General features: G+C 40.5%; 14 protein-coding genes, 2 tRNA genes and 1 pseudogene. 12 read left to right on the top strand and 5 right to left on the bottom strand.

Annotated features, from left to right (window positions below):
• Positions 1-48 precede the first annotated feature (48 nt).
• Positions 49-522, top strand: a complete 474-nt coding sequence (gene bcp, locus FNT16_RS12470; protein ID WP_143871887.1) for a thioredoxin-dependent thiol peroxidase — start codon at positions 49-51, stop codon at positions 520-522.
• A gap of 59 nt (positions 523-581) precedes the next feature.
• Here bcp and FNT16_RS12465 read toward each other — a convergent pair whose 3' ends face one another.
• Genes FNT16_RS12465 through FNT16_RS12455 form a run of 3 tightly spaced genes read right to left on the bottom strand, consistent with a single transcriptional unit; the run spans position 582 to position 5,061 of the window.
• Complete coding sequence (locus FNT16_RS12465) at positions 582-1,664, bottom strand: AI-2E family transporter (protein WP_143871886.1); 1,083 nt, start codon at positions 1,662-1,664, stop codon at positions 582-584.
• 41 nt (positions 1,665-1,705) lie between these two features.
• Positions 1,706-3,721 carry an excinuclease ABC subunit UvrB gene (gene uvrB / locus FNT16_RS12460; RefSeq protein WP_143871885.1) on the bottom strand — a complete coding sequence of 672 codons (2,016 nt, stop codon included), beginning with the start codon at positions 3,719-3,721 and terminating at the stop codon, positions 1,706-1,708.
• Between the two features lie 2 nt (positions 3,722-3,723).
• On the bottom strand, positions 3,724-5,061 hold the full coding sequence (locus FNT16_RS12455; protein WP_246072221.1) for an MATE family efflux transporter: 1,338 nt from the start codon (positions 5,059-5,061) through the stop codon (positions 3,724-3,726).
• Between the two features lie 923 nt (positions 5,062-5,984).
• On the opposite strand from FNT16_RS12455, the gene FNT16_RS12450 reads away from it, so the two are divergent.
• The 10 genes from FNT16_RS12450 to nth all read left to right on the top strand — a co-directional run bounded on the left by FNT16_RS12450 (position 5,985) and on the right by nth (position 14,695).
• Positions 5,985-6,061: transfer RNA gene (locus FNT16_RS12450), tRNA-Asn, on the top strand.
• A gap of 34 nt (positions 6,062-6,095) precedes the next feature.
• Positions 6,096-6,172, top strand: a tRNA-Asn gene (locus FNT16_RS12445).
• Between the two features lie 274 nt (positions 6,173-6,446).
• Complete coding sequence (locus FNT16_RS12440) at positions 6,447-8,366, top strand: EAL domain-containing protein (RefSeq protein WP_143871884.1); 1,920 nt, start codon at positions 6,447-6,449, stop codon at positions 8,364-8,366.
• A 175-nt stretch (positions 8,367-8,541) separates the two neighbouring features.
• Positions 8,542-9,123: an electron transport complex subunit RsxA gene (rsxA, locus tag FNT16_RS12435; protein WP_143871883.1), complete on the top strand. Its 582-nt coding sequence runs from the start codon at positions 8,542-8,544 to the stop codon at positions 9,121-9,123.
• Positions 9,120-9,686, top strand: coding sequence for an electron transport complex subunit RsxB (rsxB, locus tag FNT16_RS12430; RefSeq protein ID WP_143871882.1), 567 nt, complete (start codon positions 9,120-9,122; stop codon positions 9,684-9,686). The genes rsxA and rsxB overlap by 4 nt, the downstream gene beginning before the upstream one ends.
• A gap of 22 nt (positions 9,687-9,708) precedes the next feature.
• A complete protein-coding gene (gene rsxC / locus FNT16_RS12425; RefSeq protein WP_143871881.1) occupies positions 9,709-11,685 on the top strand; it encodes an electron transport complex subunit RsxC in 1,977 nt (658 codons plus the stop codon).
• Positions 11,682-12,737, top strand: coding sequence for an electron transport complex subunit RsxD (gene rsxD, locus FNT16_RS12420; RefSeq protein ID WP_143871880.1), 1,056 nt, complete (start codon positions 11,682-11,684; stop codon positions 12,735-12,737). The genes rsxC and rsxD overlap by 4 nt, the downstream gene beginning before the upstream one ends.
• Positions 12,738-12,740: 3 nt before the next feature.
• A complete protein-coding gene (gene rsxG / locus FNT16_RS12415; protein WP_143871879.1) occupies positions 12,741-13,361 on the top strand; it encodes an electron transport complex subunit RsxG in 621 nt (206 codons plus the stop codon).
• 1 nt (position 13,362) lies between these two features.
• A complete protein-coding gene (locus FNT16_RS12410) occupies positions 13,363-14,061 on the top strand; it encodes an electron transport complex subunit E (RefSeq protein WP_143871878.1) in 699 nt (232 codons plus the stop codon).
• Position 14,062: 1 nt separating this feature from the next.
• Entirely contained in the window at positions 14,063-14,695 is a 633-nt protein-coding gene (nth, locus tag FNT16_RS12405) for an endonuclease III (RefSeq protein ID WP_143871877.1), read from the top strand.
• 300 nt (positions 14,696-14,995) lie between these two features.
• Here the strand turns inward: nth and FNT16_RS12400 are convergent, their stop codons facing one another.
• Positions 14,996-15,199: a helix-turn-helix transcriptional regulator gene (locus FNT16_RS12400; protein ID WP_143871876.1), complete on the bottom strand. Its 204-nt coding sequence runs from the start codon at positions 15,197-15,199 to the stop codon at positions 14,996-14,998.
• Positions 15,189-15,596: a hypothetical protein gene (locus FNT16_RS12395; RefSeq protein ID WP_143871875.1), complete on the bottom strand. Its 408-nt coding sequence runs from the start codon at positions 15,594-15,596 to the stop codon at positions 15,189-15,191. The genes FNT16_RS12400 and FNT16_RS12395 overlap by 11 nt, the downstream gene beginning before the upstream one ends.
• A 294-nt stretch (positions 15,597-15,890) precedes the next feature.
• Here FNT16_RS12395 and FNT16_RS12390 point away from each other — a divergent pair.
• Positions 15,891-16,151 (top strand): annotated as a pseudogene (locus FNT16_RS12390) (endonuclease III); the annotation flags it as partial.
• Positions 16,152-16,285: the final 134 nt, after the last annotated feature.

Below are 16,285 nucleotides of genomic sequence, written 5' to 3'. Positions count from 1 at the left end.
GGAGCAAAATAGAGCAATGTCATTTTGTTAATTATCTTGGAGTGATAAATGAATACATTAAAAGCAGGTGATACCGCACCTGACTTCACCTTACTAAATCAAAAAGAACAACCTGTGTCACTAAGTGAAACATTAAAAACTCATAAGGCCTTAGTCTATTTTTACCCAAAAGCACTCACGCCAGGCTGCACGACTCAAGCCTGTAGCCTGCGTGATACCAAACAAGAACTAGAAGATTTAAATACAGTGGTCTTGGGTTTAAGCCCAGATGCCCCTGAAAAACTCGAAAAGTTTACGCAAAAACATGAGCTTAATTTTGATTTGTTATCTGACTTAGACCACAAAGTGGCAGATGCATTTGGCGTTTGGGGATTGAAGAAGTTTATGGGTAAAGAATACGACGGTATTCATCGCATTAGTTTTTTAGTCAATCAAGACGGCAAAATCGCCCATGTATTTGATAAGTTTAAAACCAAAGATCATCACGATGTGGTGTTAGATTACTTAAAAAATAACGGATAATACTTTTGAGGGCATACATTATTGTTTGAGTATGCCCTCTAAGTTGTCTTTTTAGAGTGTTAAGAAAGTGCTTTATCTATATCGTCAGGTGTTTCATGTGCAGCTGGCCAAGCATTGACAACAGCTTTAACCAGTGTTGCTAACGGAATGGCGAAAAACACCCCCCAAAAACCCCAAATACCACCAAAAAACAACACAGCAATAATAATAAATACTGGGTGTAAGTTAACAGCCTGCGAAAATAATAAAGGCACAATAACGTTACCGTCCAGCGCTTGGATAATACCGTACACAATCATGATATACCAAAACTCTGGTGTGACACCAAATTGAAAGACAGCAACCACAGCAACTGGGATAGTAATCACCGCTGCACCGATATAGGGTATTAATACTGAAAATCCAACCCCAACACCTAACAAGACTGCATAACGTAAATCCAGCAACAAAAAGGCAATGACAGACATCGTACCAACAATCAGGATCTCGATAACCTTACCTTGAATATAATTACCGATTTGCTGATTCATCTCACTCCAGACACGGTTTGCCAATTTACGTTGTCTGGGTAAAAATTGTAATGTTTGGCGCAGCAATTTATCTTTATCTAACAGCATAAACAAAACCAACAAAGGCACCAGCACAAGGTATATCAGCAAAGTAACCAGTGTCACTAAAGAATTTAAAGACGCACTGACGAGTTCTTTACCAGTATTGACCAACTGCTCTTTCAAGGCATTTGTCATATTTTTAACCTGTTCAGGGTTAATAAGCGACTGATATTCACCAGGTAAATTTAATAAATAGTCTTGGCCTTCTTGTAAAATATATGGAATTTCAGTTATTAGATTCGTCAGCTGTCCCCAAATTTGAGGTGTCAGCCCCACCAGCAAAGTAAATGATAAACAGGAAAAAACGACTAACACCCCAATCACAGAAATGCTGCGCCTAACGCCTATTGCCGTTAATTTAGCAACTGGCCATTCGAGCAAATAAGCAATTACCAAAGAGACAATAACAGGTGCAAGTATATCGCCCAAAAACAACACGATGGCGAACATAAATGCCAGTATAAATACCAGTGTGACGGCATCCGGATCGGAAAATCGTTTTTGATACCAACGCGCTATAAATTCAAGCACAATCCCCTCCTGGGTAATTAAGGTGTATAAATCGCGAGCATTTAAGCATTCAGAAGTGCCTCCTGCAAGCTTTGAATTTGATCTCTTAATTGTGCAGCTTGTTCAAACTCAAGGTTACGTGCATGCTCAAACATTTTGCTTTCTAAATTTTTAATTTCTTTTGCAATATCTTCAGCCTTGGCGGCATGGTAAATACCTTTTTTGTCCGCCACTTTACGCAACTTAACTTTGCCATCAGACGTTTCTTCGGCATATCCCATATCCATTACATCCGTAATTTTTTTATTAAGTCCTTTCGGTGTAATGTTATTGTCTAAATTAAATTCAGTTTGTTTTGCACGTCGTCTTTGTGTTTCATCAATTGCTTTTTGCATCGACCCCGTTATTCGGTCTGCGTACAAAATGGCCTTACCATTTAAATTACGTGCGGCGCGCCCTATGGTTTGAATAAGAGATCGCTCAGAACGCAAGAAACCTTCTTTGTCAGCATCTAAAATAGCGACCAAAGAAACTTCTGGCATATCTAAACCTTCACGCAATAAGTTAATACCAACCAGTACATCAAACTTACCCAATCTTAAATCCCGAATTATCTCCATCCGTTCGACCGTATCGATGTCTGAATGCAAATAACGTACTTTAATATTGTGATCGTTTAAATAATCTGTCAGATCTTCTGCCATGCGTTTAGTGAGCGTAGTCGCCAGTACCCTCTCACCCAACTTAATGCGTTTACGTGCTTCAGACATTAAATCATCAACCTGAGTACCCACTGGTCTAACTTCGATCTCAGGGTCTAACAAACCTGTCGGACGAACCACCTGCTCTGCTATTTCGCCGTCAGATTTCTCAATTTCATAAGGTCCGGGTGTCGCTGAAACATAAATACACTGCGGCACAAGTGATTCAAACTCATTAAACTTAAGCGGCCTATTATCCAGCGCAGAAGGTAAACGAAAGCCATATTCAACTAAATTTTCTTTTCGTGCCCTGTCTCCTTTATACATGGCGCCCAATTGCGGCACAGTAACATGTGACTCATCAATAATCATAATGCCATCTTCCGGCAAATAATCGATTAAAGTGGGTGGCGGCTCTCCATTATCTCGGCCCGATAAATAACGTGAATAGTTTTCGATGCCTGAGCAGTAACCTAATTCCAACATCATTTCTAAATCATATTGCGTACGTTGTCTTAAACGTTGTTCTTCTACTAGTTTTCCAGCATCAAGCAATTGCGCACAACGGTCTTTAAGTTCAACTTTAATCTGCTCAATCGCATCCAGTATTTTTTCCCGCGGGGTGACGTAATGCGTTTTTGGATAAACAGTGGTTCGTGTTAAATGGCGTGCAACCTCCCCCGTCAGTGGGTCAAAGACACTGATTCTTTCTATTTCTTCATCAAACAATTCAACTCGAATCGCATCACGCTCGGAATCCGCCGGAAAAATATCAATAACATCGCCTCTTGCGCGGTAAGTCCCGCGCTGAAAATCGATATCATTGCGGGTATACTGTAATTCAGCCAGTCGACGCAGTATCACCCTTTGATCAACAATGTCACCTTGTCTTAGGTGAAGTAACATTTGCATATAGGATTGAGGATCCCCCAAACCATATATAGCTGAAACAGAGGCCACAATGATAACGTCTCGCCTTTCTAACAAGGCTTTGGTTGCGGATAAACGCATTTGTTCAATATGGTCGTTAATAGAAGCATCTTTTTCAATAAAAGTATCGGTTGACGGGACATATGCTTCAGGCTGATAGTAGTCATAATAAGAAACAAAATATTCGACTGCATTATTTGGGAAGAATTCTTTCATTTCGCCATATAGTTGGGCTGCCAATGTTTTATTCGGCGCCATCATAATGACAGGTCGACCAAGCTTGGCGATGACATTTGCAATGGTAAAAGTTTTACCTGAACCTGTTACCCCCAGCAATGTTTGGTGGGCCAGCCCACAACCTAACCCTTCAACCAACCTTGTAATCGCAGTTGGTTGATCACCTGCCGCTTGATAATCTGAAACTAACTCGAACGCTTTAACAGACACGGTTACACACCCTGTTTTTTAAACCGAAAATAAGAAACCATTGCCATGCAACAGTTTCCGACAACACACCCTGCAAATAAACCATAAATACCGTACAACTCACCACCGATATAAGCTGCCGGTACATAAAACAAGAATAATCGCATAATACTCAGTTGCAATGCGATCATAGGTTTATGCAACGCGTTAAAAGATGAATTGGTCAAAATAATAATGCCTTGCAACCCATAACCTAAAGGTACAATCCAAATAAACACCCGAATAAGCTGGTTAACCTCTCCTTCACTGGCAAAAGCATTGGCTATCAGTGGTGCGCTAATAACCAGAAGGATATAGACAACAAATTGCCATAATAAAACAAATCGACAGCAAAGTTTGTAACCATCAATAACTCGTTGTACTTGACCTGCACCTAAATTTTGGCTGATAAAAGGCGGTAACGTCATTGACAATGCCAATACAACAATACAACCAATCGACTCTAGCCTTTGACCAACACCAAAAGCGGCAACGGCTTCATGACCATAACCTGCAACGATTGCAGTTAAAATTGACATGGCCAGAGGTGTCAACATATTAGCCCCCGCTGCGGGTAAGGCTATCTTTAAAATTTTTTGTACTGAGTTTTTTAATTTCTTCCACTCAGGCAAATGTAAATAAATCAACTGCCTTTTTATCGACAATATATACAGCATAACGGCTGCACCGGTCATCCAAGCGATTAAACTAGCAATTGCAGCGCCAGTCATACCTAACGCAGGTACTGGGCCCAGTCCAAATATCAGCACAGGATCCAATATTGCGTTCATAGCGCCGCCCAGAGCCATAATGGTACTCGGTGTTTTGGTATCGCCTGAAGCTCTTAAAATGGAATTCCCAATCATAGGTAAAACAAGAAAAACCGAGCTGAAATACCAGATTTGCATATATTCAAGGATAAAGGGCAATGTATTTTGCTCACTCCCCAGTAAAGTAAAAATAGGGGTTATTAAAAGCCAGCCGATGCTCGATAAACTGGCTACTAACACAACAGACAATAACAAAGCACTGGTTCCCTGATCGCGTGCCTCACTGTTATCCCCGCCCCCCAATGTTTTAGCAATACAAGCAGAGGTCCCGATCCCCAAACCAATCGTTAAACTAATAACCGTAAAAGTAACTGGAAAGGTAAAACTAATTGCGGCTAGTTCATTTGTCCCCAGCAAACCAATAAAAAAAGTATCAATTAAATTAAACGACATTAATGCAATCATCCCCATCACCATTGGTATGGTCATATTTTTTAAGGTCACACCAATTGGAAAAGATAATAAGTCGTTTTGTGTTTTATTAGCTTGCACAAGAATCCCAAAATTTTCGTTCAACTAAAAGCTCAGTAGTTTAATGCAATTCAACTCGCTGAGCGAGTTAAGAGCACAAAAGAATCACAAACAAATTCAATATTAGGGCCTCTAGGAAAACGAGATAAACCTAATTTTTAAAGCTTTCTACCTGAAAAGCGCCCAACAGCCTTAAAATATAACCTTAGCTAAAATATTGATAAAACTTTTCAGTTGTATACTACCTGTTAACTACGAGTTGCTTAGGGTGAGTAGGAATCTTGAAAAACAGTGCATAATTTACAAATGATTTTACCTAATAAAATTTAATATGCACAAAGCGTGTGCAAATTGTGTAAATTTTAGCTTAATCAAGGAAAATCTCATTATCTAACACAACAAAACCTTAAATAATTGATTTTAATGCATTTTAAATTTTACCTTAATTTTCCCTTGATCAAGTGTTGACACAGTATTTATGCGGGCTGAGCTTAGATATTCCGAATTATTCACACAGTTATCCACAGCTTTAGTGGATAACCAAGGATAAGCCTTATATTATCGGGGGTTGCATGATGTTCTGTCACTTTTTCATCACAATTGTTCTGTATAGAAATGAAACAAAGTCAATAACCGGTTTGGTGCATTTAAATTTTAACACGCTCAATATGGCTCAGTTGAGCTAGCAAAACTAACCTTACAGACACAAAGTCAGTAAAAACAGGGAAAAGAGAGGCTCTTTTAGTAAACGACTTAAACAGCGCAAAAAATAGAAACTAATATATAAACCGACAAAGCGGTTAAAGCTTCACCACATTGTACAAAATACCCGCTCAGCTGTGTTAAATTTAGGCAAACAGTAATAAAATAAAAAAATTGTAAAAATGTTTGTTGACAGCATGAGGGAGTATCATTAAGATGCGCAGCCGTTGACGAGAAGCAATTCCCCCTTAGCTCAGTTGGTTAGAGCGACGGACTGTTAATCCGCAGGTCCCCCGTTCGAGTCGGGGAGGGGGAGCCAACTTCTTGCAGCAAAAAATAATAAAGTACTCAATTCCCCCTTAGCTCAGTTGGTTAGAGCGACGGACTGTTAATCCGCAGGTCCCCCGTTCGAGTCGGGGAGGGGGAGCCACTTTATTATCCTCTCAAAATTAAATTTATTTACCCTATCTCATTCATATAACCGATTATCACCTCATTAGGTTAGTTTGTATCTATTTTTAAAAACAGCAATATTACTTAATTACTTACAACATCCTATTTTGTTTGCAGTACGAAAAACTGTTATATTTACGATACTGATTTGCCGTTATTCTGATTACACGGTAAAATTCTATTAGATACGATGGATTAAAGCTAATTGACTTAGTTTCATAACAATAATGCGCACAATGGAGCACCGCTAAATGAGTATTTTTCGAAGAGTATTAGTTCAAAATACTGTTTTGTTTGTGATAATAAGCCTGATTAGCGCTTATATTATTTGTTTTGCATTTTCTCAATATGCAAAGCAGCAGCAATCGCACCATTTAGCTCAACTTCAACAACTATTAGAACTGGATAAATCCACACCTAAACAAGTTGTAAAAAACTTAAAAAGCAGTTTTTCTTACCAAGATTTACGAGTTGAACGCCTGTCAGGTGAAGTTGAACATCAATATCAACAAGACAAATTCCCTTTTTACTTGTCTAGACTGCTTATGCAAACGTTTGGTTTGCAAACGCATATGCAAACCTATGCAAATCAACTTGCTAACTTAAGAATTACCTACATTTTATCGCAAGATGACATTTACCAAATAATGGATAACCTACTCTATGCTTTGGTAACCCTGTTTTTTCTATTTATTTTTATTAATACCTTCACTATTCGTTACCAAATTAAGCGCATTTTAAACAAATCCATCCAAATAATTTGTCGCACTTTAACGCGCACGCAGGCGAATGAGCCAGAAAATATAGCAGCACACACTCTACCTAAAGAATTTTCATCACTTGCGCATCAATTAAATGAAATGCGTTCAACGATGACCCAACAATTAAAAGAGTGGCAGACGTCTGCTGAAAACTATCGCCACGAAGCAACACGTGACGTTGTCACCGGACTGCCTAATCGCATTAGTTTTGTCAGCAGTCTTGAAGAACAAATTAATGATGAGCAGACAAAAAATTTCGGTATATTGGCTATCACTCGAGCTTCTGAGTTGCAATATTTAAATCAAAATCGAGGCTATGAAGCAGGTGATCAGTACATCTGTGATTTATCACAAGCGATACAGCGGGTTGGTAACCACTACCACAATGCCCTGCTGTTTCGTTTAAATGGTTCAGACTTTGCCCTTATTATTCCTAACGTAACCATAAAAGAAGCTGAAAATTTCGCCAAAAATTTATTTGGCCGCTTCACTGAATTACAAAAAGCGCTAGAAACCAACAGTATTGGTTATACGGGTATCGTGGCCTACGAAGCGGGCGATTCGATGGGCGAATTACTTGCCTTAGCGGATACGGGTATCAGTTTAGCGCAAACTAAAGTCGCGAACGGTTGGCACATTCAAAATGATAAGTCTATATTAAACAACGTCAGTGCTAAATATGGTAACCAAAACTGGAAACAAGTCATCGATGACGTATTAGAAAGTCGCGCAGTCAAATTATTTTATCAACCCATTCAACCAACGAATAAATCATCGAAAGTCTATTCAGAGATACTGGCTCGTTTTACCAATAGCGAGGGTGATATCCTGCCGACGGCCTCATTTGTGGCAATGGCAGAAAAGATGGATAAAATCATTGAATTAGATAAATTAATTATCGATGCGACCATTCAAACGATCCAACAAAAAAACTTAAATACCCAATATTTTGGCATTAACATCACCGCGAAATCAGCACATGACGAACAATTTTGTGTATGGTTAGAGCGCCGTTTATTGCGCGATTCTTTTATCGCTTCAAAACTGATTTTCGAAGCCTCAGAATTTGGTTTACAACAAAATATGCCAGCCTCGCAGCGCTTCATTCAAATGCTGCACCGCACCGGTGCGCGTGTGACGGTAGAACGATTTGGCATTGGGTTTACATCTTTCAAGTTTTTCCGCGATATCAAACCGGATTTTGTTAAAGTTGATGGCAGTTATAGCCGCGGAATTGACGAGGATAAAAACAATCAATACTTTTTGCGTGTTGTTGTTGATTTAGCACATAGATTAGGTGTAACGGTAATAGCAGAAAGTGTTGAAACTCAGGAAGAAAAATTTGCCCTGGAACAAATTTTTATAGATGGTACACAAGGTTATTTTATCGGCAAACCGAGCGAACTCTAACCCCTAATAAAACCTTAATATAATAAATATTCAGTTATTATTAAAAACCATATGCATCACAAGTTGTTAATTGTGGTCGAAAACTGGATAATACAGCCGCATTAAAAAACAAGCATGGCTGTCTTTTCTTTTTTCCAGCTTTTTTTAAACGGTTAGCGTATAAAATTTGGTGTATATGACTGAATACTTTTTATTATTTGTAGCGACAATTCTAGTCAACAACTTCGTCTTGGTTAAGTTTTTAGGATTATGCCCTTTTATGGGTGTGTCAGGCAAAGTTGAAACTGCAATTGGCATGTCTCTAGCAACAACCTTTGTGCTAACCATAGCTTCAATTGCCAGCTACCTATTAGATCAATATATACTGCAGCCACTTGCGCTTGAGTTTTTGCGCACACTCGGCTTTATTTTAGTCATCGCTGTGGTAGTACAATTTACCGAAATGGTAGTGCATAAAACAAGCCCGGCTTTATATCGGATATTGGGTATATTTTTACCTCTAATCACAACAAACTGTGCTGTTTTGGGGGTCGCATTACTTAACCTCAACGAACAACACAATCTAATCGAATCAGCTATTTATGGCTTTTCCGCTGCGCTAGGCTTTTCTTTAGTACTCATTCTATTTTCTGCTATGCGCGAGCGTCTTGCGGCCGCAGATATTCCACAACCATTTAAAGGCTCCGCAATCGCTATGGTTACAGCCGGTTTAATGTCACTTGCATTTTTGGGCTTCACAGGATTGATAAAACCGTGACAATTCTTATTTATTCATTATTAGCACTTGGCATCATCGCTTTAATATTTGGTGCTATTTTGGGCTATGCAAACATAAAGTTTAAAGTTGAAAGCGACCCGCTAGTCGACCAAATAGATGAAATATTGCCACAAACTCAATGTGGACAGTGTGGATACCCAGGCTGTAAACCTTATGCTGAAGCGATTGCGAATGGCGATGATATTAACAAGTGCCCTCCCGGTGGAGACGCAACCATTCAAAAATTAGCGGATATGATGGGCGTTGAAGCTAAACCACTAGCAGGTACAGAGGGTGACGATGTACAAGAGCCCGTTAAAACGGTTGCTTATATCAGAGAAGACGAATGTATCGGTTGTACTAAATGCATTCAGGCCTGTCCAGTAGATGCGATTGTAGGCGCTGCCAAACATATGCATACGGTTATCGAAGATGAGTGTACAGGTTGTGATTTGTGTGTTGAACCCTGCCCTGTAGATTGTATCGATATGCTGCCTGTGCAACCTAAACCGGATACTTGGCGCTGGCAACTTCAAGCCATCCCGGTTAAACAAATAAATTAAGCTGGAATTAGTTGGAGTCAGAGTGGAATCCTTGGTAGAAAAGATTAAATCTGGATATATGTGGGACTTTCCCGGCGGTGTATTCCCACCGGAACGTAAAAAAATGTCGCTACGTGATCCTATCCAACAACTACCACTACCTTCGCGTTTTTATGTGACGGTAAAACAACATATTGGTGAAAAAGCAAAAATAAGTGTTGCTGTCGGAGACAAAGTACTTAAAGGGCAAGCTCTGACCCAAGTTCAGGGCCCCATGCAACTCCCCGTTCACGCGCCAACTTCGGGCATTGTCGAAAGCATCACCGACCACCCTATTCCGCATCCATCTGGCTTAAATGATCAAACCATTATCATAACTGCGGATGGCAATGATGAGTGGTGTTTAAAACAGCCTACCATTAATTACCTGACACTGAGCAAAGTCGAAATTGTCGATAAACTAAAAGCCCTAGGTGTTGCCGGCTTAGGCGGGGCTGCATTTCCAACTTATGTAAAACATTCAAATTCACAACCAGTTGAAGTTTTAATTATCAATGGTGTCGAATGCGAACCCTATATCACATCAGACGATGCATTGATGCAAGCTTACGCTGCTGAAATTGTCAGTGGCATAGAAATATTTACACACCTGCTAAAACCCGAAGTTGTTGTGATTGCAATTGAAAATAACAAACCCAAAGCAATTCAAGCGATGGAACAAGCATGTGCCGGAAAAACACAGTTCATCGTACGCGCGATCCCAACGAAATACCCAGCGGGTGGTGAAAAACAACTGATTCAGGTAGTGACCGGTAAAGAAGTTCCATCTGGTGGCATTCCGGCTGATATAAGGGTTGTAACGCAAAATATCGGTACTGCTTATGCGGCATACAAAGCGATTGTCCATGGTGAACCGCTGATTGAACGCGTTGTCACTTTAACAGGTGAACAATTTAAAAAACCGGGTAACCGCTGGGTAAGAATTGGTACACCTGTTGAATTTTTATTAAAACAAGGCGAGTACCAACAAAGCAAAACCCCCAGAATAATCATGGGTGGACCAATGATGGGCTTTACCCTGCACAATGCACAAACGCCAATCGGTAAAATAAGCAATTGTATTCTGGCGCCAAGTGAAACAGAACTACCACCCGCAACGAATGAACAAGCATGCATACGCTGTGGTTTTTGTGCCGATGCCTGTCCGGCGTCATTGTTACCGCAACAACTATACTGGCACAGTAAAGCAAAAGAATATGAGAAAGCTCAGTCATACAAATTGTTCGATTGCATAGAATGTGGCGCCTGCGCTTATGTCTGCCCCAGCGAGATCCCTTTAGTTCAATACTACCGAGTTGCTAAGAGCAATATTAGGCTGCAACAAGCAGAACACGAAAAAGCAGAAAAAGCCAAAGAAAGATTCAATGCGCGCAATGAGCGTTTAGAGAGAGAAAAACAAGAACGTTTAGAAAAACACAAGCAAGCGGCCGAAGCGCGCAAGGCAGCGATGTCACAAGATCCCAGCGCACAAGATAAAGTAGCGGCTGCGCTGGCTCGCGCCAAAGCGAAAAAGCAAACTGACGCGCCCTCACCTGAAACTAAGGCGAACCCAAAACAATCAGCAGCGGCTGCAATAGCGCGCGCAAAAGCGAAAAAAGCAAAAGCGCAAGCTCAAGCCCAAGCTGAAACGAACATCTCACAAAATGAGCCTAACGTTGAAAACACAAAGCTTGATGCAAATACTCAAAACCTAGAGCCCACAGAAAAAACCAACGATGCGCCTGCAAATTCGGCGGCCGACAAGGCAAAAGCAGCAATAGCGCGCGCTAAAGCCAAAAAAGCGGCAAAAATGAAACAAGATGAGCAAGCATCAATTGCGTCTAGTAAACACGATAGACAACAAGAAAAACAACAAGAAACCAGCCATTTAACCAACAACCAAGATGACAAAGAAGCACGCATTAAAGCAGCTATAGCAAAAGCCAAAGCAAAAAGAAAACAGTTAGGAGAAGATAAATGAGTTTTCGTGTAGCCAGTTCTCCTCATGGACATATCCAAAGAAAAACATCAAATGTTATGTTGGCCGTTGCATTGGCTTGTTTACCGGGTATCGCGACCCAAGTTTGGTATTTTGGTTTTGGCGTACTTATCCAGCTCGTATTGGCTATCAGTGCAGCAATGCTTGCAGAAGCAATTTGCATTAGACAGCGTGAGCGAAACGCGCTGCTAACCTTAAAAGACAATAGCGCCTTGTTAACTGGTTTATTATTGGGCTTAAGTTTACCACCACTGGCCCCTTGGTGGATTGCCATCATTGGCAGTGTTTTTGCGATAGTTTTAGTTAAACAAGTATATGGTGGGCTAGGACAAAACTTATTTAACCCAGCCATGGCGGGCTACGTTGTACTATTGGTTTCGTTTCCCTTATCAATGACACTATGGTTACCTCCGTTACAGTTAGTGGAATACCAGCTAACGTTTACCGACACCATTATGCTGATTTTTACCGGCTACAGCGAAACAGGCTACTCATTAGCGCAATTGAGAGTCGATTTAGATGGTTTTACCATGGCAACCCCCTTAGATACGGTAAAAACGGCGCTGACAAATCAACAAACGTATAGTGAAATTCTAACTGGCAAAGTATTTTCTGACGGTTACGGTATCGCTTGGTTCCCAGTGAATCTCGCCTATTTAGTTGGTGGCCTCTGGTTGGTACAACAAAAAATCATTAGCTGGCGTATCCCAACCGCGTTTTTAGTGACCTTATTTACATTAAGCTTTATCACCCACATTATTTCACCTGATGGCAGTGCAAGTGCGATGTTACATGTGTTTTCGGGCGCAAGTATGTTTGGCGCATTTTTTATTTTGACAGATCCTGTCTCTGCCTCAACAACAGCCAAAGGGAAAATTATCTTTGGCATCTTAGCAGCTGTGTTAGTGTATTTAATCCGCAACTGGGGCGGATATCCAGACGCAGTGGCTTTTGCTGTCTTGTTAGCCAATATGTGTGTACCGTTAATAGACTATTACACCAAACCCAGAACTTATGGGCATGTATCCGGGTAAAGTATGTTAGATATCAAACCAATTAGTAAAGCCAGTGGCATCTTAGCCTTGTTTGCGATCTGCACAACAGGCTTGGTAGCCCTGACTCATATTCAAACTAAAGATAAAATCGCCAGTGAAAAAGAACGCGCCATTGTTCGGACGATTAGTCAAATAGTCCCTCCTGATTTATATAACAACCAAATCGCGCAAGATTGCTTAATGGTCGAAAATCACCAAGGCACACAATCAAGAATATTCAGAGCCCGTTTAAATGAAAACAATACAGCCCTGATAATTGAAACTATTGCCCCAAATGGCTATAACGGCCGCATCGAACTCTTGGTTGCCTTGGCAAAAGATCATCAAATACTAGGGGTACGCACCACAGCTCACAATGAGACACCTGGGCTAGGCGACAAAATAGAAGTGACAAAATCAAACTGGATAGAACATTTTGCTGGCTTATATGTGACAGCCGAAAACTCAAAAAAGTGGGCTGTTCGCAAAGATGGTGGCACATTTGACGGGTTTACCGGCGCAACCATTACCCCTAGAGCGGTCATCAAAGCGATAAAAGAAACAACCCTGTGGGCAGCTGAACAAGAATCGCTGTTTTCTGCTAAAAGTAACTGTGGAGCCTAATATGACGCCATTACAAGACATTAGCTGGCAAGGGATTTGGAAAAACAATCCAGCTTTAGTACAAATGTTGGGGCTCTGCCCATTACTGGCAGTCACTAACACAGTGATTAACGGTTTAGGATTAGGTATTGCCACATTATTTGTTTTATTGGGATCCAACATAACCGTTTCAGTTGTACGCAACTGGATCCCGAATGAAATTCGGATTCCCGTATTTGTGATGGTAATCGCCTCTTTGGTTACCATTGTTCAACTATTAATGAATGCTTACACCTATCAGCTCTATCAAACGCTCGGAATTTTTATACCACTGATTGTAACCAACTGCGCAATTATTGGGCGGGCTGAGGCATTTGCTTCTAAAAACTCAGTCGGTTTAGCCGCCTATGATGGTTTGATGATGGGCTTAGGCTTTTTACTTGTTCTGGTAGTGTTAGGTGCAGTAAGAGAACTACTCGGCAGTGGTACGTTATTCGCTGGCGCTGAATTACTAGTTGGCGACAATGCTAAAACGCTCACTTGGGTGGTATTTCAACCAGATGAGAACTTTTTAGTCGCGATTTTACCCCCAGGGGCATTTATTATTATGGGGCTTCTAATCGCCCTTAAAAATAAATACGACAAACGCATAGAGCATATTGTAGTTGGCGAACAAGAAAAAACAAAAATTGAACGTGCACGCGTGACACTGGAAAGCTAAGATGAATCAACAAAAACGCGTAGAAATTTTAACGAGACTACGCGCAAACAACCCAAATCCGACAACAGAATTGGAATATTCAACCCCCTTTGAGTTGTTAATAGCGGTTATTTTATCCGCTCAGGCAACGGATGTGGGTGTCAATAAGGCAACACGTAAGCTTTACCCTATCGCCAATACCGCCGAGAAAATCTACAACCTCGGATTAGAGGGGCTTAAAAGTTATATCAAAACCATTGGTTTGTATAACAGTAAAGCAGAAAATGTCATAAAAACCTGCAAAATTTTAATGGATAATTATAACGGCGAAGTACCTGAAAGCCGAGAAGCGTTAGAAGCATTGCCGGGAGTTGGCAGAAAAACCGCCAATGTTGTCTTAAACACGGCATTTGGCTGGCCGACCATTGCGGTAGACACGCACATATACAGAGTCAGTAACAGAACAAAATTAGCCGTTGGCAAAAACGTTAATGAAGTCGAACAAAAACTACTGAAAGTTGTACCGACAGAATTTAAAGTAGATGTACATCACTGGCTGATCCTGCATGGCAGGTATATCTGTGTAGCACGCAAGCCCCGCTGCGGTGCTTGCTTGATTGAAGATTTGTGTGAGTTTAAGGATAAAACTGAGTAGCTAGTTGCCTGTAACGAGCGATTTGATACTACCGCAAAAAAGCGGACGAAATAAAATCGAATAACTTTTTAAGTGATGCAAATTATTGATTTACATCGTATATTATTGAACCACATTCAAATTACTGGACTTTGGTTCTACTAGTTTATCTAAAACTCGTAGCTTCGCTATAAAATCAAGACCCTCTCCGGAGGCTATGAGAGTGTTCATATAATTATGTTGGATAGGCTCTAAAACATGTTTAGTTGCTGTGGCCTAGCAATTGGCATTAGACCACAACACAAAGAAAAGACATATTGTTTAGTTATTTTGTTCTTTGGGACAAAATATTTCTTCAATGCTTTGTCCAAAGGTCTCTGCAAGAGCAAAAGCAAGAGTTAAAGAAGGATCATGTTTTCCTGTTTCTATAGCGTTCACGGCTTGACGTGACACTCCTAACTTTTCAGCAAGATCTGCTTGAGACCATCTATTTTCTGCACGAAGTACCCGTAACCTATTCTTCATGGGTATCGCTCGATAGTTTAATAGACTGTGCTACACCAAAGATGACTGCTATTGCTGGCAACATAAAGGCTGGGCTAATAGTCGGCACCTCAACCATTTCTGAGAGCAAGCCATAAGCCATTGCCGCACAACCAACAACACCTACAGCCCAAAGCAAACTTTCACCCATTACTCTCTGGATGTATTCATCCAATGACCTATAATGATTTACCACCAGCCGCAATAAAAATATCACAGGAATTACAGGGGACATTGCGAGGAATCCAGTGCTGTATATAGACAAATCATTGGTCTCATTCATTACTACTGATATCGCTAAAACCGCTAAAAACATCGCTATATGCAACATAAATTTGACTAGAAACTTCTTTTCCTTTTTATCTAATACATTACTCATATTTAGCACTCCTGAAGTTACCTTGTTCTCTTAATTAGTTTTGATTGTGTCATCATACCTCGACATAATGTAAGGCTAACATTACATATTAATCATTAATAAGTCAAGCAAACCTGACAACAAGATGCGTTTAACTTACATTACTGAAATATTGAAAAGCTATTTTTAAGAGAACCTAATGACTACAAGTCAAGCGTCAGCAATAAGATGAAAGTGCTCTCTGGCCTACTGGGAGAGGACGATCCGTAATTGCGCACAAAGCGTAAAGCTAAAATGTTTAAAGTAAATCGCGATCTACTTAAATTATCCTTTGGCTGGCCGACCATTGCGGTAGGCACGCACATATACAGAGTCAGTAACAGAAAAAAATTAGCCGTTGGCAAAAACGTTAATGAAGTCGAACAAAAACTACTGAAAGTTGTACCGGCAGAATTTAAAGTAGATGTACATCATTGGCTGATATTACATGGTCGATACACCTGTGTCGCTCGTAAACCCAGGTGCGGCTCTTGTATCATCGAAGACCTGTGCGAATTTAAAGAGAAAACTGAGTAGCTTCTGCCTACTACGATACGAAAACAGACATTAGCCTTGATTATATTGCGACAAGAAAGTCCGATAAAGCGGACATGGTGACACCTAGTTGCACAAAAAGATTTATATAGCTGTACCATACTATGTATTTATAG

It is taken from the genome of Catenovulum sediminis (genome assembly GCF_007289895.1).
Classification (GTDB): domain Bacteria; phylum Pseudomonadota; class Gammaproteobacteria; order Enterobacterales; family Alteromonadaceae; genus Catenovulum; species Catenovulum sediminis.
The sequence above is the reverse complement of the archived record's forward strand: the minus strand, read 5'-3'. Positions and strand labels throughout refer to the sequence as shown.

Bases quoted from the DNA above. Each gene is read 5' to 3' on its own strand.
- bcp (WP_143871887.1), top strand. From the start codon at position 49: ATGAATACATTAAAAGCAGGTGATACCGCACCTGACTTCACCTTACTA.
- FNT16_RS12440 (WP_143871884.1), top strand. From the start codon at position 6,447: ATGAGTATTTTTCGAAGAGTATTAGTTCAAAATACTGTTTTGTTTGTG.
- rsxA (WP_143871883.1), top strand. From the start codon at position 8,542: ATGACTGAATACTTTTTATTATTTGTAGCGACAATTCTAGTCAACAAC.
- rsxD (WP_143871880.1), top strand. From the start codon at position 11,682: ATGAGTTTTCGTGTAGCCAGTTCTCCTCATGGACATATCCAAAGAAAA.
- rsxG (WP_143871879.1), top strand. From the start codon at position 12,741: ATGTTAGATATCAAACCAATTAGTAAAGCCAGTGGCATCTTAGCCTTG.
- FNT16_RS12410 (WP_143871878.1), top strand. From the start codon at position 13,363: ATGACGCCATTACAAGACATTAGCTGGCAAGGGATTTGGAAAAACAAT.
- nth (WP_143871877.1), top strand. From the start codon at position 14,063: ATGAATCAACAAAAACGCGTAGAAATTTTAACGAGACTACGCGCAAAC.
- FNT16_RS12400 (WP_143871876.1), bottom strand. From the start codon at position 15,199: ATGAAGAATAGGTTACGGGTACTTCGTGCAGAAAATAGATGGTCTCAA.
- FNT16_RS12395 (WP_143871875.1), bottom strand. From the start codon at position 15,596: ATGAGTAATGTATTAGATAAAAAGGAAAAGAAGTTTCTAGTCAAATTT.